The organism is Burkholderia seminalis (assembly GCF_001718535.1).
Classification (GTDB): domain Bacteria; phylum Pseudomonadota; class Gammaproteobacteria; order Burkholderiales; family Burkholderiaceae; genus Burkholderia; species Burkholderia seminalis.
Map to the genome: position 1 here is coordinate 2,009,965 of NZ_CP013400.1, position 19,853 is coordinate 2,029,817.

General features: G+C 67.4%; 17 protein-coding genes and 1 pseudogene. 7 read left to right on the forward strand and 11 right to left on the reverse strand.

Translation table 11 applies throughout. The features are described from left to right. Positions 1 to 31 precede the first annotated feature (31 nt). Together WJ12_RS29625 and WJ12_RS29630 are read left to right on the forward strand one after the other, a co-directional pair. Positions 32 to 421: a DUF3331 domain-containing protein gene (locus WJ12_RS29625; RefSeq protein WP_034189940.1), complete on the forward strand. Its 390-nt coding sequence runs from the start codon at positions 32 to 34 to the stop codon at positions 419 to 421. Positions 422 to 692: 271 nt separating this feature from the next. Continuing rightward, the gene (locus tag WJ12_RS29630) at positions 693 to 1,634 is read left to right on the forward strand and encodes a terpene synthase family protein (RefSeq protein ID WP_208606520.1); all 942 of its coding nucleotides are present in this window, start codon (positions 693 to 695) and stop codon (positions 1,632 to 1,634) included. A 59-nt stretch (positions 1,635 to 1,693) separates the two neighbouring features. On the opposite strand, the gene WJ12_RS29635 is transcribed toward WJ12_RS29630, so the two are convergent. Both WJ12_RS29635 and ggt read right to left on the reverse strand, forming a co-directional pair. After that, positions 1,694 to 3,022: a dicarboxylate/amino acid:cation symporter gene (locus WJ12_RS29635; protein WP_034189942.1), complete on the reverse strand. Its 1,329-nt coding sequence runs from the start codon at positions 3,020 to 3,022 to the stop codon at positions 1,694 to 1,696. A 184-nt stretch (positions 3,023 to 3,206) separates the two neighbouring features. Continuing rightward, positions 3,207 to 4,958 carry a gamma-glutamyltransferase gene (gene ggt / locus WJ12_RS29640; protein ID WP_034189943.1) on the reverse strand — a complete coding sequence of 584 codons (1,752 nt, stop codon included), beginning with the start codon at positions 4,956 to 4,958 and terminating at the stop codon, positions 3,207 to 3,209. Positions 4,959 to 5,296: 338 nt separating this feature from the next. Here ggt and WJ12_RS29645 point away from each other — a divergent pair, with 338 nt between their 5' ends. After that, on the forward strand, positions 5,297 to 6,175 hold the full coding sequence (locus WJ12_RS29645; RefSeq protein WP_059557548.1) for a MurR/RpiR family transcriptional regulator: 879 nt from the start codon (positions 5,297 to 5,299) through the stop codon (positions 6,173 to 6,175). 27 nt (positions 6,176 to 6,202) lie between these two features. On the opposite strand, the gene WJ12_RS29650 is transcribed toward WJ12_RS29645, so the two are convergent. The 3 genes from WJ12_RS29650 to WJ12_RS29660 all read right to left on the reverse strand — a co-directional run bounded on the left by WJ12_RS29650 (position 6,203) and on the right by WJ12_RS29660 (position 9,647). Then, positions 6,203 to 7,552 carry an ABC transporter ATP-binding protein gene (locus WJ12_RS29650; protein WP_069245961.1) on the reverse strand — a complete coding sequence of 450 codons (1,350 nt, stop codon included), beginning with the start codon at positions 7,550 to 7,552 and terminating at the stop codon, positions 6,203 to 6,205. A gap of 11 nt (positions 7,553 to 7,563) precedes the next feature. Then, positions 7,564 to 9,318: an ABC transporter permease gene (locus tag WJ12_RS29655; RefSeq protein WP_034189508.1), complete on the reverse strand. Its 1,755-nt coding sequence runs from the start codon at positions 9,316 to 9,318 to the stop codon at positions 7,564 to 7,566. 101 nt (positions 9,319 to 9,419) lie between these two features. Beyond that, complete coding sequence (locus tag WJ12_RS29660) at positions 9,420 to 9,647, reverse strand: hypothetical protein (RefSeq protein ID WP_059556725.1); 228 nt, start codon at positions 9,645 to 9,647, stop codon at positions 9,420 to 9,422. A 257-nt stretch (positions 9,648 to 9,904) separates the two neighbouring features. Between WJ12_RS29660 and WJ12_RS29665 the strand changes: the two genes are divergently transcribed. The 4 genes from WJ12_RS29665 (at position 9,905) to WJ12_RS29680 (ending at position 13,048) form a co-directional block, all read left to right on the forward strand. Continuing rightward, on the forward strand, positions 9,905 to 10,849 hold the full coding sequence (locus tag WJ12_RS29665) for a metallophosphoesterase family protein (RefSeq protein ID WP_034189506.1): 945 nt from the start codon (positions 9,905 to 9,907) through the stop codon (positions 10,847 to 10,849). 19 nt (positions 10,850 to 10,868) lie between these two features. Continuing rightward, on the forward strand, positions 10,869 to 11,210 hold the full coding sequence (locus WJ12_RS29670) for a plastocyanin/azurin family copper-binding protein (RefSeq protein WP_049031279.1): 342 nt from the start codon (positions 10,869 to 10,871) through the stop codon (positions 11,208 to 11,210). Positions 11,211 to 11,302: 92 nt separating this feature from the next. Next, positions 11,303 to 11,764 (forward strand): cupin domain-containing protein, encoded by a 462-nt coding sequence (locus WJ12_RS29675; protein ID WP_049031278.1) that lies wholly within the window; start codon positions 11,303 to 11,305, stop codon positions 11,762 to 11,764. 144 nt (positions 11,765 to 11,908) lie between these two features. Further along, positions 11,909 to 13,048 (forward strand): patatin-like phospholipase family protein, encoded by a 1,140-nt coding sequence (locus tag WJ12_RS29680; RefSeq protein WP_059556726.1) that lies wholly within the window; start codon positions 11,909 to 11,911, stop codon positions 13,046 to 13,048. 267 nt (positions 13,049 to 13,315) lie between these two features. On the opposite strand, the pseudogene WJ12_RS29685 reads toward WJ12_RS29680, so the two are convergent. The 6 genes and pseudogenes from WJ12_RS29685 to WJ12_RS29710 all read right to left on the reverse strand — a co-directional run. Continuing rightward, positions 13,316 to 14,284 (reverse strand): annotated as a pseudogene (locus WJ12_RS29685) (D-2-hydroxyacid dehydrogenase family protein); the annotation flags it as partial. Positions 14,285 to 14,411: 127 nt separating this feature from the next. After that, positions 14,412 to 15,587 (reverse strand): alpha/beta fold hydrolase, encoded by a 1,176-nt coding sequence (locus tag WJ12_RS29690; RefSeq protein WP_059556728.1) that lies wholly within the window; start codon positions 15,585 to 15,587, stop codon positions 14,412 to 14,414. Between the two features lie 85 nt (positions 15,588 to 15,672). Beyond that, on the reverse strand, positions 15,673 to 17,025 hold the full coding sequence (locus WJ12_RS29695) for an MFS transporter (protein ID WP_167361900.1): 1,353 nt from the start codon (positions 17,023 to 17,025) through the stop codon (positions 15,673 to 15,675). 34 nt (positions 17,026 to 17,059) lie between these two features. Beyond that, entirely contained in the window at positions 17,060 to 17,752 is a 693-nt protein-coding gene (locus tag WJ12_RS29700) for an HAD family hydrolase (protein ID WP_034189500.1), read from the reverse strand. Positions 17,753 to 17,836: 84 nt separating this feature from the next. Then, the gene (locus WJ12_RS29705; protein WP_226104046.1) at positions 17,837 to 18,148 is read right to left on the reverse strand and encodes a winged helix-turn-helix transcriptional regulator; all 312 of its coding nucleotides are present in this window, start codon (positions 18,146 to 18,148) and stop codon (positions 17,837 to 17,839) included. A 391-nt stretch (positions 18,149 to 18,539) separates the two neighbouring features. Next, positions 18,540 to 19,841 (reverse strand): MSMEG_0569 family flavin-dependent oxidoreductase, encoded by a 1,302-nt coding sequence (locus WJ12_RS29710; protein WP_059556730.1) that lies wholly within the window; start codon positions 19,839 to 19,841, stop codon positions 18,540 to 18,542. Between the last annotated feature and the right edge of the window lie 12 nt (positions 19,842 to 19,853).

Sequence of the window (19,853 nt, forward strand, 5' to 3'; positions counted from 1 at the left end):
CGGCACCACGTAACGTTTCGAGGGACATGACATGAACAACCCTGCAGCGCCCTGGCTCATGACCGTCGCCGCGATCGGCAGTTTCGACATGCCGTCCGTCTCGTGGGGCGGCCCGCGGCGGCGCACCGTCACGCGCGACCGGTTGCCGTCGTGGGACGCCTCGAGCAAGCCGGCCATCAGCGTGCTCGAGCGGCCCACGGCCGACACCGTGATGATTTCGTGGCGCGACGCGTGCACCGGGCATTACGGCTACCAGAAATGGCGGCTGTTCACGACGCGCAAGCGCGGCGTATGCGCGCTGTCGGGGCGCGCGATCGAAATCGGCGACAGCGTCTACGCGCCGCAACTGCTCGGCTCGACGCCGGGCAACGCCGCCGCGATGGTGCTCGCGGCGTGCATCGACACGGTGGAAGCCGTGTGACGTGCGGGCCGCCCGTGTTTGCCCGCATCGTCGCAACAGCGCACGGGAATATTTCGAATGCCGATGCAATGATGCTGCCAGGCACGCTTGCCTGAACGACGCGCTTGCATCCCGGGCACGATTCACTAGTATCTGAACACGCATCCGCGCCCGGCTCGACGCTCCTGGAGTGTGCTCCATGCCCAACGTGCATTTCGCCCTTCCCCGCCTGTCCGATGCCCGCCACGACCCGAGACGCTTCGACGCGGGCGACGGCGCATGGCTGAAACGCATGGGCCTGCAGACCAGCGACGACGAAGCCGCCAAATGCATACTGCAGATAGGCGGCCCGTCGTTCGCGGCACTGACCTGGCCCAACCTGCCCGAACGCGCGGTGCAGCTGGCAGCCGACTTCGTCACGCTGATGGGCCTTCTCGAAGATACCTGCGGGCTGGTCGCGAAAAGTCCGCAGCGTGTCCGCGATTTCCTCGCGCCTTACTTTGCGTTGACCTGGGATCCGGACGACCGGTCCGTCGCGCGCGACACGCCGCTGATTCGCGCCTTTCTCGACATCTGGCATCGCGCATCGCACGACATGTCGGAACACTGGCGCCGCCGCACGCAGGAACACTGGCGCCAGTTCTTCAACGGCTGGCTCAGGGAAGCGGACTGGCATGCCGCCGGCCGGTACCCGAGCCTGTATACCTTCTGGGAACCCCGTCGTGAATCGGTCGGCGCCCGCGTGCTGCTCGATCACCTGGAGGCGACCTGCGGATACGAAATCGCTCCGCGCACGATTGCCCATCCGGCGGTACGCCAACTGGGCGATCTCAGTCTCGACACCGTGTTTCTCGTCAACGACGTCTTCTCGTACGAGCGCGAAAAGCACCTGGGGGAAGTCCACAACTTCGTGATGGTGCTGGAGCGGGAGCGCGGGTGGCCGCTCGATCGCGCCATCGACGAATGCCGGCGCCTGGTGGACGATGCCTATCGGGAATTCACGCGTCAGCAGCGCGCGCTACGGCAAAGCGACGTGCTGCCGGCCGCCGCCGGCGAACAGGAATGGCGGCAGCTCGAGCACTACGTCGGAATGTGGCACGACCTGATGCGCGGAAACTACGACTGGCACATCTTCATGTACGAAGACGGCGGACGCTATATCCGGGACGATCTGGCCAACACGTCGTATCTCGAGCACGTTCCCGTCGGGGCGGGTACGGCAGCCCGCCCCTGAAGCGGGGAAACCTCCCCCGATCGCGGCCCGACGGCGGCCGTCGGGCCGTCCAAGGCCGGTCAGGAACCGATCGCCGAGCCGGCCGGCGTGCGCGGATCGCCGTTCTGCCGCTCGAGTTCGGCATCGAGATGCGCGGCATGCGCCAGTGCTTCGGACTCCGACATCAGCTCGCCCTCCCACTTCGCGACCACCGCGCTGGCAATCGAATTGCCGACCGCGTTCGTGGCCGAGCGCCCCATGTCGAGGAACGTGTCGACGCCAAGAATCAGCAGCAGCCCGGCTTCCGGGATGTTGAACTGGTGCAGCGTCGCGGCGATCACGACGAGCGACGCGCGCGGCACGCCGGCCATCCCTTTCGACGTCAGCATCAGGACCAGCAGCATCGTGACCTGCGTGCCGAGCGACAGGTGGATGTTGTAGGCCTGCGCGATGAACAGCGACGCGAACGTGCAGTACATCATCGAGCCGTCGAGGTTGAACGAATACCCCATCGGCATCACGAAGCTCGAGATCTTGCGGCGCACGCCGAACCGGTCGAGCGCATCGAGGATCTTCGGGTACGCGGCTTCCGAGCTCGCGGTCGCGAACGACAGCATGAACGCTTCCTTGATCAGCACCAGCAGCCTGAACACCCGGCGGCCGAGGAACAGCAGCCCGGCGGCGACGAGCGTCGTCCACAGCAGCATGAGGCTCATGTAGAAGTCGCCCATGAACACCGCGAACTTCAGCAGGATCGACAGCCCGTTGACCGCGACGGTCGACGCCATCGCGGCCATCACCGCGAGCGGCGCGAGCTTCATCACGTAGCCGGTGATCTTCAGCATCACGTGCGCGAGCTGGTCGATCGCGGCGACGAGAATCTTGCCATGCTCGCCGAGCGCCGACAGCGCGACGCCGAAGAACATCGAGAACACGACGATCTGCAGGATCTCGTTGTTCGCCATCGCCTCGGCGATCGATTTCGGCACCATGTGGCCGACGAAATCCTTCAGCGTGAACTTGGACGTCGCGAGGTGCGCGGACGCACCGATATCCGGCAGCGGCAGCCCGAGGTTCTCGCCGGGCCGCAGCAGGTTCGCCATCAGCAGGCCCAGCAGCAGCGAGACCAGCGACGCGGTGACGAACCAGCCGAACGCCTTCACGAACACGCGCCCGACCGACGACGCGTCGCCCATGTGCGCGATGCCGACGACGAGGGTCGAGAACACCAGCGGGCCGATCACCATCTTGATCAGCCGCAGGAACACGTCGGACACGAGCGAGATGTAGCCGGCGATTTCCGCGGCCGACTGCTTGTCCGGAAGCTGCGTGTAGATCAGGTAGCCGATGAAGATGCCGGCCGCCATCGCGAGCAGGATCCAGCCTGCCGCTGACATTCGTTTGTTCATGACGGAGTCCGTGCACGGTAAAGGGGTTGACGGATAAAACCGCGCGCGAGCCGTGCCGTGCCGCGGGGCGCGCGTGGCAAGCCGGTCGGGCTTGCGAGTGTCCGCGAACGGACCTGCCGCCGCCGCGACGGCATTCGCGGGAAAGCGAACACCGGCGGCGGCCGTTCAGCGGGATGCGACCGGCTCAGTAGCCGATCGCCGAACCGGCCGGACGGCGCGGATCGTTGTAGCCGTAGATGAAACCGGGCCGCACGTTGCCGGACACCGACGAATCGTTCCCGGAACTCTGGCGGCTCGCCGCTTCGGTGCCCGGCAGGCCGACCAGGATCAGCTCGGCGGCCCCCCAGGGCGTCTGCTCGACCATCTTGTAGCCCATGTTGCGCAGAATCGCGAGCGTATCGGGCGACAGGCCGTAGGTTTCGTAATAGACCTCGTCCGGCAGCCACTGGTGATGGATGCGCGGCGCGGCGACCGCGTCCTGCGGCGTCATCCCGTAGTCGATCACGTTCAGCACGGTCTGCAGCGTGATCGTGATGATGCGCGAGCCGCCCGGCGACCCGACCACCATGAACACCTTGCCGTCCTTCTTGACGATGGTCGGCGCCATCGACGACAGCGGACGCTTGCCCGGCGCGATCGAGTTGCGCGTGCCCTGCACGAGGCCGAACAGGTTCTGCGCGCCGACCTTCACCGTGAAGTCGTCCATCTCGTCGTTCAGGAAGAAGCCCGTGCCCGGCGCGATGACCACGGCGCCGAAACGGCCGTTGACCGTATAGGTCGTCGACACCGCGTTGCCGTCGTGGTCGACGATCGAGTAATGCGTCGTTTCCGGCTTCTCGTGGACGCCGACACCGGGCTGCACGTCGACCGACGGCGTGGCCGTGTCGGCATGGATGCTCTTGCGGATCTGCGCCGCGTATTCCTTGCTCGTCAGCTTCGCGACCGGGTTGTCGATGAAGTTCGGATCGCCGAGCAGCGTGTTGCGGTCTTCGTATGCATGGCGCATCGCTTCGGTCATGTAATGGACCGCAGCGGCCGAGTGATAGCCGAGCTTGCGCAGGTCATACCCTTCGAGGATGTTCAGCGTCTCGCACATCGTCACGCCGCCCGAGCTCGGCGGCGGCGCCGACACGAACTCGTAGCCGCGATACGTGCACGTCAGCGGCGCCATGTCCTGCGCGCGGTAGGACGCGAAGTCGGCGGCCGTGATCACGCCGCCGCCGCGCCTGGCGGCCGCTTCGACGATCTTCGGAATCTCGCCGTGATAGAACGCGTCGGGCCCCTGCTCCGCGATGCGCTCGAGCGTGCGGGCCAGGTCCTTCTGCACCAGGCGGTCGCCCGGCTGCAGCGGCGTGCCGTCCGGGCGCAGGAAGATGCGCGCGGCTTCCGGGTCCTTCCTGAAGCGTTCGACCGTCGTATCGAGAATGTCCGTATCGCCGCGCGTCAGCACGAAGCCGTCGCGCGCGAGCCGGATCGCCGGCGCCATCACCTGCTTGCGCGTGAGTTTCCCGTACTTGCGCTGCGCGAGATCGAGGCCGGCCACCGTGCCCGGCACGCCGACCGCGCGATAACCGTACAGGCTCTGCTCCGGAATGACGTTGCCCGCCGCATCGAGATACATGTTCGCGGACGCCGCGGCCGGCGCGGTCTCGCGGAAATTGATGAAGCGGTCGCGGCCGTCGGCCAGGTGGAGCGTCATGAAACCGCCGCCGCCGATGTTGCCGCAGCACGAATTCGTCACGGCCTGCGCATAGCCGACCGCCACCGCCGCGTCCACCGCGTTGCCGCCCGCCTTCAGGATGTCGACGCCGATCTGCGACGCGAAGTGCTGCGACGACACGACCATGCCGTTCTTCGCTTCGACCGCCGGGTCCGATGCGGCGAACGCGCACACGCTCACGGCCGACAACAGGGTGAGTACTACGAGCCGCCTCATGACGGAATCCTCCAGACAAATAAACCGGACCGGGCCGGCATGCGTCGCTCGACAACCATGTAATAAACGATACATTTCAGCGAGGCGCGATCATAGCACTCGTTTTTTTGGGCCAAAACCTAGGGTTATCACTGAATCCAAGGCGGTGATTCGTCAATAAAAATCCCTTCACATGTTTATTTCATTACACTCATGCACGCGCCATCGGAACAGGCGAGACGTCCCTCCCATATCGGGACGGTCGCGGCCCGCCGTCCGTCGATCGGCTAACATGCGCGGAGTCGCCTGCAGACCCAGGTCTGCCGTTTGTCATTCAGATAAGAGAGCCGGAGTGCCCGATGGGGACGAGCATCAGGGCGTTGCTGCTATCCCAGATGGATAGCTTCACGCCGTCGGAACAGAAAGTCGCGCAGGCGTTGCTGGATCGCTATCCCAGTCTCGGGCTGGGGCCCATCGCGCAGTTCGCGAAGCAGGCGGAAGTCAGCGACCCGACCGTATTCCGCTTCGTCGTCCGGATCGGTTTTCCGAACTACTCGTCGTTCCAGCAGGCGCTGCACGACGAGATCGACACCGCCATGAATTCGCCGCTCGCGCGGATGGACGCGTTCCACTCGGAAACGGGCATGCGCGACAGTCATGCGGCGATTTTCGAGCGGCTGTCCGGGTCGCTCGCGACCACGATCGACAAGCTCGACGCGGCGGCATTCGACGCCGCGGTGGCAGTGCTGGCCGATCCGGGCGTGCGCGTCTTCTGCGGCGGCGGGCGCTATACGGCGCCGCTCGCGTCGCTGTTTTCGTTCACGCTGGCCTACGCGCGGCCGCATGTCCACCATGTCGAGCCGAACGTGAATCTCGCGTCGGCCGCACTGGTCGACATGGGGCGCGACGACGTGCTCGTGATCTTCGATTTCCGCCGTTACCAGAAGGACAGCATCCGCTTCGCGCAGGCCGCGCACCGGCTCGGCACGCGCATCCTGCTGATCACCGACGAATGGCGCTCGCCGATCGGCGAATTCGCGGAAATCGTGCTGCGCATCCAGGGGCGCCCGTTCGCGATGCTGCAGACCAACGTGCCGGCGCTGGCGCTCGCCGAAGCGCTGGTGATCGGCGTGACGAACCGGCTGCCGGAACTCGCGCGGCAGCGGATGGAGAAGATCGAGCGGCTCAGTACCGGGGGGATCGAGCAGGATACGAATCAGCGGGATTTGCCCGAATGACGATCGCTCGCCATCCGGGCCCGGCCCTCAGCTCTCGACATCCTCGAGACTGAACACCTCCGTCTTGTCGTTGTACGAAAAGACTTCGCCGTAACGGCCCCAGTCGATCACCGCGTCGAGCGTTTCCTCGGCTGCTTCGTCCGACAGGAAATCCTCCAGTTCCTGCTCGAAGCGCACGCGCGGCGCGCGATGGCCCGGGCGCTCGTTCAGCACCTTCTTGATCCGGGCCGCCAGCGGCACGTGCTTCAGCAGATGATCGGCAAACATCAGCTTGCGCTCCTGCGTGCCGAATTCCGCGAACACGCGTGCGGGCGGCGTCAGGAACACGTCGCCTTCGCGCACGTCCGCGAAACCGAGGTGCTGCAGCACTTCGGCGATCGGGAACAGTTCGTCGACTTCCAGATGCAGCGTACGCGCGATTTCCGGCATGTCCGCGCGGCCGTGGTACGGCGCCATCGCGAGCGTCTCGATCAGGCCGGCCATCAGGTTGGTCGACACGCGCGGCATCCAGCTGCCGAGTTCGAGCCCCTTCTTCGTCGCCTCGCCGGTCTGGCGCGCCGTCATCTTCGCGTAGATGTCGTCGACCAGCTTGCGGAAATCGGTATCGAGCCGGTTGCGCGGATGCTTGAACGGCACCTTGATCTCGGCGATCACGCGGCCCGGGTTCGACGACAGCACGAGGATCCGGTCGCACATGAACACGGCTTCCTCGATGTTGTGCGTGACGATCAGCACCGACTTGATCGGCATGCGGCCTTGCGTCCACAGATCGAGCAGGTCGGTACGCAGCGTTTCGGCCGTCAGCACGTCGAGCGCCGAGAACGGCTCGTCCATCAGCAGGATCGTCGGATCGACCACGAGCGCGCGCGCAAAACCGACGCGCTGGCGCATGCCGCCCGACAGCTCGCGCGGGTACGCGTTCTCGAAGCCGTCCAGACCGATCAGGTCGATCGCGGCCAGCGCGCGCTCGCGCCGCTCGCGCGCGCCGACGCCGAGCGCCTCGAGGCCGGCTTCCACGTTCTGCAGCACGGTGAGCCACGGGAACAGCGCGAAGGTCTGGAACACCATCGCGACGCCTTCGGCCGGGCCGGTCAGCGGCTTGCCGAGGTAGGTCACCTCGCCGCCGGTCGGTTCGATCAGGCCGGCGATGATGCGCAGCAGCGTCGACTTGCCCGAGCCCGAACGGCCGAGCAGCCCGACGATCTCGCCTTCGCGCAGCGACAGGTTCGCATCGTCGAGCACGAGCAGTTCGCCCTGCGTCTTGTTGAAGCCGCGGTTGACGTGCTCGACGCGCAGGATTTCCTCGCCGAGGCGCGGCGGCTGCAGCGGCTGGGACGTCTTGGTGGGTGCGTTGATAACGGTCGAATTTGGTTGCATCGCGCTTACTCTCAATCGAGACGGAGCCGGGATTCCGCGTAGGCGTACATCGGACGCCACAGCAGACGGTTGAACAGGGTGACGAACAGGGACATCACGGCGATGCCCAGGATGATCTTCGGGAAATCGCCGGCGGCGGTGGTCTGCGCGATGTACGCGCCAAGGCCGTGCGCAACGACCTTCGTGTCGCCCCACTGCACGAACTCGGACACGATGCTCGCGTTCCATGCGCCGCCCGACGCGGTGATCGCACCGGTCACGTAGTACGGGAAGATGCCGGGCAGGATCGCCTGCCGCCACCACTGCCAGCCGCGGATGCGGAAATTCTTCGTCGCTTCCTTGTAGTCGTTCGGATAGGACATCGCGCCCGCGATCACGTTGAACAGGATGTACCACTGCGTGCCGAGCACGATCAGCGGCGACAGCCAGATGTCCGCGTTCAGGTGGAAGTGGACGATCACGATGACGAATACCGGAAACAGCAGGTTGGCCGGGAACGCAGCGAGGAACTGCGCGAGCGGCTGGATCTTCTCGGCCAGCTTCGGACGCAGCCCGATCAGCACGCCGAGCGGCACCCAGACCAGCGACGCGATCGCGATCAGCACCAGCACGCGCAGCAGCGTGATGAGCCCGAGCACGAGCACGTGGCCGACCTCGCCCATCGTCACACCGGTCGCGACGAAGCTGACGACGCGCCACGCGACGTACGCCGTCAGCAGGATCACGAACGCGCCCCACACGATGTCGCCGAGGCGCGATGCGCGGCGCGACGATGCGCCGCGCGAGCGCGCGCCCTTCCGCGACGGCACGCGCAGCGGAATCCGCGCGGCCTGCGACAGCAGCCAGCCGGCCGGCACGAGCAGCTGATGGATCAGGTGCGTGCGGCGCATCATGTCGAGCAGCCAGGATTGCGGCGCATCGCCCGACGCGGTGTTCTCCATCCGGAACTTGTCGGCCCATGCGACGAGCGGCCGGAACAGGAACTGGTCATAGGCAAGGATCACGACCGACATCGCGACGATCACCCAGCCGACCGCGCCGAGGTTCTTGTCCGAGATCGCTTGCGCGAGATACGCGCCGATGCCCGGCAGCGTGATCGTCTGGTTGCCGACCGTGATCGCCTCCGACGCGACGACGAAGAACCAGCCGCCCGACATCGACATCATCATGTTCCAGATCAGGCCCGGCAGCGAGAACGGTACGTCGAGCTTCCAGAACCGCTGCCACGGCGTCAGGTGAAAGCCGCGCGACACTTCGCTCAGGTCGCGCGGCACCGTGCGCAGCGACTGGTAGAAGCTGAACGTCATGTTCCACGCCTGGCTCGTGAAAATCGCGAAGATCGCCGCCAGTTCGGCGCCGAGCACGCGGCCCGGGAACAGCGCGAGGAAGAACGTGACGGTAAACGAGATGTAGCCGAGCACCGGCACCGACTGCAGGATGTCGAGGATCGGGATCAGCACCATGCCCGCACGGCGGCTTTTCGCGGCGAGCGTGCCGTAGACGAGCGTGAACGCGAGCGACGCGACCATCGCCGCGAGCATCCGCAGCGTGGTGCGCAACGCGTATTCGGGCAGGTTCGACGGGTCGAGCGAGATCTTCTGCGTCTGCAGTACGCCGATCGGCGCCATCGTCTCGTGAAAACCGACGATCGCCATCGCGAGGATGCCGATGATCAGCGGAAACGCGACGGCGTCCCAGCGATTGGGGAGCACGCGCCACGCGGACGCGTTGGCGGTGCGATTCGGGTCGAAGAAACTGAGATCCATCGGTAGCGTGTTGTGTCGAATTGAAAGTCGATGGGTCCGGCCGCCGGTCTCGCGGCCAGGCGTCGCGCCCCGCGGCGCGAATCAGGACAGCCCGTGCGCAGTCATACCGGCAGCCCGTACGCGCCGGCCATCCCGGCCGTCAGCCGCGCGACGAACAGCAGCAGGAACGGCGGGACCGCGCGTTCCTTGACGGGACTCGGCTCGGCATCGGGATGAACGCCGACATGGGCGATGCCGCAGGCAACGATCAGAAAGAACCGCACGAGGCGGGTCGTGCGCGTGCGGCGGCCGACCGCGCCGCCCGTTTCCGTTGCCGCGAGGTTCGGCATGAAGGGGCTCCGGAGAGAGGTGATTCGGAGTCGCAGGCTATCGGTCGGCCGTGACGCAAATATGACGTGTCACTTACAGGACATTGACGGGTCATCCTCCAGGCATCGCGCGGCGCCCCGGAAGCCGCGAACACGTGGGGTCGACCGCGTCGTGCGCGGGAATAAATCCGCCGCTTCGCCGGTATCGCATCCGAAGGCGCCGGCTTATTCCAGGACGATCCGGCCGTCCGGTTTCGTCACACGATTGCGAGGCTCCCATGTCTTCATCGACCCCTACCCGCCCGTCGCGCCGCAAGGCCCTGCAATGCATGGCCTTCGGCGGCCTCGGCACGCTGTTTACGCTGTCGGGCGGCATCCTGACGCCGTTCGACCTCGCGCTCGCGCAGACCGGCGATGCGCGCCCGGCCGACGCGGGCAAGCCGCTGTTCGTGCAGATCAGCGATACGCACATCGGCTTCAACAAGGACGCGAATCCCGATGTATCGGCCACGCTCAAGCAGACGATCGAACTCGTCAACGGGATGCCCGCGATGCCGGCGCTGGCCATCCATACGGGCGACATCACGCACCTGTCCAAGCCCGAGGAGTTCGACCACGCGTCGCAATTGCTGGCCGCGCTGCGCGTGCCGGAACTGCACACGGTGCCCGGCGAGCACGACGTCACCGACGGGTCGGGCGCCGAATATTTCGGCCGGTTCGGCAAGGCGTCGGACAACCGCGGTTATTACAGCTTCGATCACGCGGGCGTGCATTTCATCGGCCTCGTCAACGTGATGCACTTCAAGCCGAACGGGCTCGGCAGTTTCGGCGACGACCAGCTCGCATGGCTCGCGCAGGACCTGAAGGGCCGCTCGTCGAGCACGCCGATCGTGGTGTTCTCGCACATGCCGATGTGGACCATCTACGAACCGTGGGGCTGGGGCACCGGCGACGCGCCGCAGACGATGGCGCTGCTGCGCCGCTTCGGCTCGGTCACCGTGCTGAACGGGCACATTCACCAGATCGTGTCGAAGGTCGAGGGCAACGTGACGTTCCATACCGCGCGCTCCACCGCGTTCCCGCAGCCGACGGCCGGCAACGGCCCGGGCCCCGTGCCGCTCACGGTGCCGCGCGACCGGCTGCCCGCGATGCTCGGCGTGACGACCGTCGAATTCGCCGGCCATCCGGTTGCGTCGTCGCTTCACGACACGACGCTGGCCTGATGAAAACAAGGAGAACGACATGATCCGCTTCATGCCAACCCGCACCGTCGCCGCGCTGATCCTGTGCGCGGCCGCCGCCGGCACGCCGCTCGCCGCGTTCGCGCAGGGCCCGGCCGGCCCGCTCGTGACGATCCGCAATTTCATGTTTTCGCCGATGTCGACCACGATCAAGGCCGGCACGACCGTCACGTGGAAGAACCTCGACGGCGAACCGCACACCGTCGTCAACGATGCCGGCATCTTTCACTCGGCGGCGCTCGACCAGGGCGACACCTACTCCTTTCGCTTCGACAAGCCGGGCGTCTACAAGGTGTTCTGCGGGATTCACCCGTACATGAAGGAGACGATCACCGTCGAATGACGCGGCCCGCCAAACGACGCGAACGAATGGCGGGCGGCATCGGCCTACAATGATCGCCGTCCCATTCGCCCGCGTGGCAGACGGAGCCGCCCATGCCCAGGATCGACCTCGGCGCCGTGCCCGAACGCCGCGGCAGCGGCTATCCGCGGCCGTTCGACGCGCCGTGCGCGCAGCGCGTCCGCCAGCGTCTCGGCGACGCGGGCGGGCTGCGCGACTTCGGCGTCAACCTGATGCGCGTGCCGCCGGGCGGGTGGTCGGCCCAGCGGCACTGGCATTCCGACGAGGACGAATTCGTCTACGTGCTCGAAGGCGAGCTCGTGATGATCGAGGACGGCGGCGAGACCGTGCTGCGCGCGGGCGACTGCGCCGCGTTTCCGAAGAACTCGGGCAACGGTCACCACCTGGTCAACCGGTCGGACGCGGTTGCCGTCTATCTCGAAGTCGGCTCGCGTTCGCCGGACGACGTGATCACCTGCCCGGACATCGACCTGATGAGCCCGAGCCGCGACGGCCGGTTCCTGCACAAGGACGGCACGCCTTACCCGGACGCGTGACGCCGGCCGCGCCAAAGGGTCGGACGCGAGCGGCAACGCAAACGCGGGCCGCCGTCGCGCGGCGGGCGACGCCGCGCGATCGATCGCCTAAACTGAATCGAACTGTTCGGATCCGACCCACCGTCATACGCAGCGAGGCAAGCCATGACCGCGAGCCAGCCGGCACGAATGGACCTCCCCGGGCAAGTCGTGCTCGTGCTCCAGGGCGGCGGCGCACTGGGCGCGTTCCAGCTCGGCGTGTTCCAGGCAATGGACGAAGCCGGGATCCGGCCCGACTGGGTGGTCGGCACGTCGATCGGCGCGATCAACGCGGCGCTGATCGCGGGCAACCCGCCGGAGCAGCGCTACGACAAGCTGTCGGCGTTCTGGCGGCGCGTGACCGAACGGACCCGTTTCGACGTCCCGCCCCTGCTGCCCGGCTGGGACCGGATGCTGGCCGAGCTGATGATCATCGGCGGCGGCATCACGGGCTTCTTCCAGCCCAATCCGGCGTCGTGGTTCGGGCCGCTGGCGCGCCTCGGCGTCGATCGCGCGTCGTACTACCGGATCGCGCCGCTGCGCGACACGCTCGCGTCGCTGGTCGATCCCGACTTGCTGAACGCGGGCCATCCGCGCCTGACCGTCAGCGCCGTCAACGCGTGTACGGGCACGATGCGCTATTTCGATTCACGCGATACACGGCTCGGGATCGAGCACATCATGAGTTCGGGGGCGCTGCCGCCCGCGTTTCCGGCGATACGGATCGACGGCGCGCCGTACTGGGACGGCGGCGTGTATTCGAATACGCCGGTCGAGGTCGTGCTCGACGACAACCCGCGCCGCAGCTCGATCATCTTCTCCGTGCAGATGTGGAATCCGGCCGGCCCCGAGCCCGAGAGCATCTGGCAGGTGTCGGAGCGACAGAAGGACATCCAGTACGCGAGCCGCACCGACAGCCACATCGCGCGCCAGCAGCAGATTCACCGGCTGCGCCACGTGATCCGCGAGCTGGTCCGGCACGTGCCGGAAGCCGACCGTGCGTCGCCCGCGGTGCGCCGGCTCGCCGCGTGGGGATGCGAGACGACGATGCACCTGATCAAGCTCGCCGCGCCGCGGCTCGACGGCGACAATCAGTTGAAGGACATCGATTTCACGCCGGCCGGCATCGCGGCGCGCCGGCAGGCCGGCTACGACGCGGCGAAACGGGCGATCGCCGCGCGCCCGTGGGACGTGCCGACGGATCCGACGGAAGGCTTGACGGTGTACGATCCGGACGCAGCGCCGGTCGCCGAAAAAACGGCATGACGCGCGGATGGCGCGGCCGCTCGCCCCGCACGCTCAGGCGCGCGCGGCCCGGACACGGGCGCGGCCGGCTTCGCTCACTTCGACCTCCGCCACGCCGCCGGGCGCATGGTGCCGGACCACGTAACCGCGCGCGCACGCCTCCTCCCAGACCGGCAGGCGCGGGCACGACGTGCGCCATGCGTCGATCACCTCGTCGTACGGCCGCGCGCCGGGCCCGATCCATTCGAGCAGGTCGAGGATCAACGGCTCGATCGATGCCGCTTCATGCGCGAGCACGTCCGGGTTGACCACGTGGATCGGCTGTCCGGCCGCATAGGACACGATCTGGTCGAACACATCCGAGAACTGCGTTTCGTATTCGTCCTCGGTCACGTAGGCGATATGCGGCGTGCACACGACATTGGGCAAACGCAGCAACGGATGCCGCGGGTCGCGCAGCGGCTCGGTCTCGTACACGTCGAGCGCCGCCATCCCGGGCCGGCCGGCCTGCAATGCCGCCTCGAGCGCGCCCGCGGCGACGAGGCCCGCGCGGCTCGTGTTCACCAGCAGCGCATCGGGTTTCATCCGGCCGAGATCCTCGGCCGTCACGATGCCGCGCGTGGCGGGCACGAGCCGCATGTGCAACGAAAGCACGTCGCAGGTTTCGAAGAAGGTGCGCTTGTCCGGCGCCGTGTGCCAGCCGTCGTCGCGGGCGCGCTGCCGCGACGCTTCGCGCGCCCAGACCCGCACGTTCATCCCGAACGCGGCGCCGTATCGGGCGACCTCCGCACCGATCCGGCCGTAGCCGTAAATGCCCAGCGTGCGCCCGCGCAGCGTCCGGCCCACGCCGGTTTGCCAGTGGCCGGCCTGCAGCGCGCGCATCTGCTGCGGAATCTGGCGCATCGCGGCCAGCACGAGGCCCCAGGTGAGTTCGGCAGCCGCATAGGACGGCGTGCCGGCATGCTGGTTCGACGACACGATCACGCCGTGTGCGGTGCACGCGTCGATGTCGATATGCGGATACACGCTGCGCTGACTGATCAACCGCAGCTTCGGCAACCGGGCGATGAGCGGCGCGCGAATCTGCGTGCGCTCGCGAATCAGCACGAGCACCTCCGTATCGCGCAGGCGTTCGGCCAGCGCGTCGACGTCCTGCACATGGTCGTTCCAGATCGTGACCGCCTGCCCGTCCAGCTTGCGAAAGCTCGGCAGCGTGCGCAGCGTGTCGAAATAATCGTCGAGGATCGTGATGTTCATGGGGACGCTCCTGGGAACGCCGTCATCCTGAACCGCGAACGCCGCGCAGGGAAATGAATTTATGTCGCCGATTCCTGCATTTTTCTGATCGATCGATTCTCGCCGCGCGCGCACCTCGCTCGCCCGCTCACGGCCCTGCCGCCCGCATCGCCGGCGCGGTGCCGGCGACGACCGGACACGATTGCGGCAAGGCCTGCCCGAACAGCACGGCCAGCCCGCAAGCGGACGTGAACATGCCGAGACCGTCATGCCCGACGCCCGGGACTTCGACGACCTGCTGCGCGAGATCGTCCGGGTGCCGCTTCTTCAGGTAGTCGAAATACGCGAGCCCGCGCGCGAGCCGGTACGGGCCCTGCGCCATCGCCGCGCACGAACGGTCGATGAAATGCGTGTACGGATTCGTATCGGCCTGCCCGAGCAGGTACACGACATCGCGCGCCACATAACGCGTTTCGAGTTCGCGCCCATCCTGCGACGCGACGTAAGGCGGCGCCGACTTCAGCCCGTACTTCCATTGCGTCGCGCGCGGGCAGATGCCGCCCGCGATCGCGTCGGCATTCGGCCGTTCGTCGTCGAAATACAGGTAGCTCGACGGGTTCGCGACCACGTAGCGCACGGCGACGCCGCCACGCGCCAGCGCGTCGCCTTCGTGCCCGGCCACGGCGTAACGCTGCAGCAACTGCGCGCCGGCGGAGTGACCGATCACGACGACCGTCGTCAGCGACGGGTACAGGCTGCGGTCGGCGAAATGCGCGAGCAGCGCGTCGAGCGCCGCGAACGAGCTGACCGGCCCCGGCTGGCGCGCCGGTTCGCCGCCCTTCCAGCCTTCCTGCGTCCACGCGAGTGTCGATGCGGGCAACGAGAATGCGCGCGTATCGGCGCGCGTCAGGAACTGCGGCGCGACGACCATCGTGCCGCTGCCGGCCGCGCCGGCCTTCTCGACGACCTGGCGCCCCGACGCGTAATACGTGTCGGCGTTGCGAAGCGTGCCGTGAATCACGATGAACACGCGCACGACGTCGGGCGCGGGCTGATCGAGCGGATGGTCGGCATAGACGGGCAGCGCCGCGCTGCCCTGCGGCGTCGCGACGGCCACGCGCTGGTCGGCGACGGCCTTGACCGGTGCTTCGAGACGTTCGCGCTGGGTAGGCGTCGCGGCTTCGGCTGGACGCACACTGCCCGCCATGCCGATGACGGCACAGGCGATCGAAACCGAGAGCGAAAGTGCGAACGACAGCGCACGGGCGAACGACCGCGCACGCGCGGGCCGGATGCTGGCAAAGGCGACGGAAATAAGGGACATGGCAGCGGATCGGGTTGCGGACAGGACTTTAACGGCGATGGTCGCAGAATCCGTCGCGCGCTGCCGGCCCGTTGTGCAATACGGCTCAGTCGGCCGGCTCGGACACCCGCCCGGCGTCGGCACGGGTTGCGCCCGCGTCGCCGCGCGCCGCATTCCCGCCCGCTGCCGACGGCGGCAAGCCGCCCGCCGTCGCGGCCAGCAGCGGGCGCTCGGGATGCACGAACAGCCACAGCACCGCGCCGCAGGCCGCCGCGGCACCGATCACGACCATCCCGCTGCCCCAGTTGCCGGTGATCTTGACGACGAGCGCGAGCGCCATCGGCCCCGCGACGTTCGACAGGGCGCCCCATACGTTGGTCCAGCCCGACATCACGCCGGCGAACGGCCGCCCGAGATCCTGCGCGGCCGACCACACGACGACCTGCACGAATCCGACGGCCGCGAACGACAGGCACAGCAGCGCGATGACCGCGGCCATCGCCTGCGCGCGCGACGCGGCGACCAGGGCCAGCGCGCTCACGACGAATCCCGCGATCGCGACCGGCGTGCGCGCCCGGTAGATCGAACCCGTTTTCCTCAGCAACCGGTCGCTGACGGTACCCGCGACGAATACCGCCGCGAACACGGCCACCCACGGCAGCGACGCGTACAGCCCCATTGCCTTCAGCGACAGGCCGCGCGCGCGCATCAGGTAGGTCGGCAGCCACGTCGTGTAGAAGCTCTGGATCAGCACGAGCAGGAAGTACTGGATGCCGAAGATCCAGAAACGCCCCAGCCGCAGGCAACGCGCGAGCGAACCCGACACGGCCGTCTGGCCGGGCGGCTGGCCGGCCGCGATGTAGTCCGCCTCGGCCGGCGTGATCAGCGGATGGGACGCCGGCGCATCGCGGTAGCCGAACCACCAGATTGCGCCGAGCAGCAGGCCGAGCGCGCCGAATCCATGGAAGACGGCATGCCAGCCGAAATGGACGATCGTCCAGGCCGTGAGGGGCGCCGACACGATCGGGCCCAGATACAGCCCCGCGAGCAGCACCGCGTTGCCTTTCGCACGCTCGCCGGCCGGAAACCAGCGCTTGAGCGCGACGACGCTGCTGGACCAGTCTGCCGACTGCGCGCCGCCAAGCACCAGCCGGCAACCGAACAACCAGGCGAACGAACCGCCGAGCGGCGTGACGATCATCATCAGCGACCACAGCGTGCTGGTGCCGAACAGCACGCGGCGCGACCCGAAGCGTTCGGCCGCGCGTCCGGCCGGGATCTGGCCGAGCGCATAGGCCCAGAAGTAGATCGTCAGGATCATCGACATCTCGACGATCGACAGGCCGAGTTCGCCCTGGATCGCCGGAGCGGCCACGGCCATCGCCGCGCGATCGAGCGTCATCACGAAGGTCAGCGGCGCGACCAGAAACGCGACGATCTTCCAGCGGAGATGGTTCACGCGGCGCGGCATCGTGCGGCTCCCGAAACCGGCGTCAGACGCCGTGCGGGCCGGACGCCCGGCCCGGCTCGTGCTGCATCCGCCGCACGATCGCGGCCAGTTCGCCGATATGCGCCGGGACCGCCTGCTTGCCCGCGCGCGCCCACGCATCGAACGACGTCATGCCGGTCACCGCGCCGACGAACGGCACGCCCGCGCGCTCGGCCGCCTGCGCGTCCACCGCATGGTCGCCGACATAGATCGCGGCGGCGGCAGGCAGGCCCAGCCGCGCCAACGCCAGCACGAGCCCTTCGGGATCCGGCTTGTGACGTTGCACGTCTTCTCCGCCGATCAACACGTCGACCAGCGACTGCAAGCCGTTGCGCTCGAGAATCGCCTCGATCCGGTAGCGAAACTTCGACGACACGATCGCGACGGCGAGCCCTTGCTCGCGCAGCCGTCCAAGCAGCGGCGGCACCTCGGGATAGATGCGCGTGCCGGGCACCATGATCTCGTCGGCACGCGCGACGAAGTGCCGCGCGAACGCATCGGCCCGCGCCGCTTCGGTCTCGCCCGTCAACGAACGGAACATCTGCGGCAGCGTCAGACCGATCACGGCGCCGATCTGCGCGGGTGTCGCGCGTGCCGCGCCAAGCCGATGCAATGCGTATTCCGTGCATTCGACGATCGCCGCGGACGAATCCGCCAGCGTCAGATCGAAGTCGAATATGACGGCCCGAACAGGCATGAATGGACTCCGCGAACGAAAAATGGATCACGCTCGACGCGTGACCTGGAATGACGATGCGACCGCACCCGCGCGCAGGAGCGGTCAGCGCGCCTGACCGGCTTGTTCGCGATCGGCCGCGTCCAGCCCGTCCGGGTCGCGCTTCGCCCACTCTCTTGCCCACCCCAGCAACGGCTGCAGCGCCGCTTCGAGCCGGCGGCCTTCGGCGGTCATACGATAGCCGCCCTCCCCGTGCTCGACGAGGCCCGACGCCTTGAGCTCGGCCAGCCGCGTGTTGAGCAGACGCGCGTTCGTTTCGCAGGCTTCCTGCAATGCGCGGAACGTGAGCGGCGAGCCGCGCAGCTCCCACAAAATGCGCAGCGCGGTGCGGCGCCCGAGCAGATCCAGCACGACCATGATGGGCCGCCCCGTCGTCGATCCGCGAACGCGTTGTCCGATTCTTGGCGTGGTCATGCTTTACTTTTTAAAGCAATCGTCCGGCGGAGTCAATTGCCTGAATCGAGCTTCGTTTCGGTTTGACTTTCCAACGCGCGATCGTAGACATCGTTATAGGCGAGATTGTCGGCGTAGTCCGACGCGCCGAAACCGGCGGGCATCGGCACGATCGTCGCATGGGCATGCTGCCGCCCCCTCGTCGAAGAACCCGGGGTCGTCGCGGCCCGCATGCGCGGCCGGCGCATCCCGGCGACGCTGCCTGCACGCGTCGCCCGGCCAGTCTTCCGCGAGCCTCGCGTGCGCGCGTCGCGGCATGCCGGCTCGATGGCGATGGATGGCGTATGCAGCGGCGTCAGGCAGCCACGCTTTCGGATGAGCGCCGCGGCGCCGTCATCTCGGCCCGGATCTGGTCGACGATATGGGCGGCATCGCGCGCAACGCCGGAGAATCGCCCCGATCCCCACGTGTGCAGCCACGGCAGTCCGACGAAGTAGAGCCCCGGAACCGGCGTCACGCCGCGCCGGTGCGCGGGATAACCGCGGCCGTTGAAGACCGGCGCATCCAGCCAGCTGAAATCCGGGGTGAAGCCGATGCACCAGATGACCGATGCGATGCCGCTCGCCGCGAGATCGAGCGCCGTGCGCTCGCCGGCCGGACGCCACACGGGCGCGTAACGCGTCGCAGGGGGCGCCGCGATTCCGTTCTTCTCGATATGGGCATCGATGCCGGCGTTGATCCGGTTGTACGTATCGTCCGCGCTGTCGAGCCGCGCCGCCAGATCCGCGGAGAAGCGCAACTGTCCGCCCGTGAAATCCTCCAGCCGGCCGTACAGTTCCATCCCGTCGGCGGCAAAGCGGCGCAGATCGATATCGCGCCCGCCGTCGCGGCCGGTCACATAGTGGTTGGTGTTGTCGCGCACGCCTTCGCGCAGCGGATGCGCATCGACCGGCATGTCGTAGTACTGCATGTCGGCCAGCCAGTCGACGACGTCCCTGCCCCGGTAGAAACGGGCGCAGCGAGGCGCATCGCCCACCGCGAGGAACACCTTTCGCCCGGCGAGGTGGAGGTCCTCCGCGATCTGCGCACCCGATTGTCCCGATCCGACCACGAGAACCGGTCCGTCCGGCAACGCGGCCGGATTCCGGTACTCCGACGACTGGATCTGCACGATCGTGGCCGGAAACCGCTCGGCCATCCGCGGCACGATCGGCCGATGGTAGCCGCCCGATGCCACGACGACCCGATCCGCCGTGTACGTGCCGCGCGACGTCGCGATGCGATAGCGTCCGTCCGCGTCGCGCGTCACACGCTCGACGGCGGTGTGTTCCAGCACCGGGGCATCGACGCTGCGGATGAATCCGTCGAGATACTCGACGATCTCGTCCTTCGTCATGAAGCCGTGCGGATCCGCACCGCGATACGGATAACCCGGCAGCGCACACTGCCAGTTCGGCGTCACGAGACAGAACGCGTCCCAGCGCTGCGTGCGCCACGTGTGCGTCACGGTCTCCTTTTCGAACACGAGATGATCGATACCTGCCTGCTTCAGGTAGTGGCTGATCGACAGTCCTGCCTGCCCGCCGCCGACGACCGCTACGCCGAGACGGGAATCGATATCCGGGATGCTGGATGAAACAACGGGTTCGCTTGACATGATGCAGTCCTG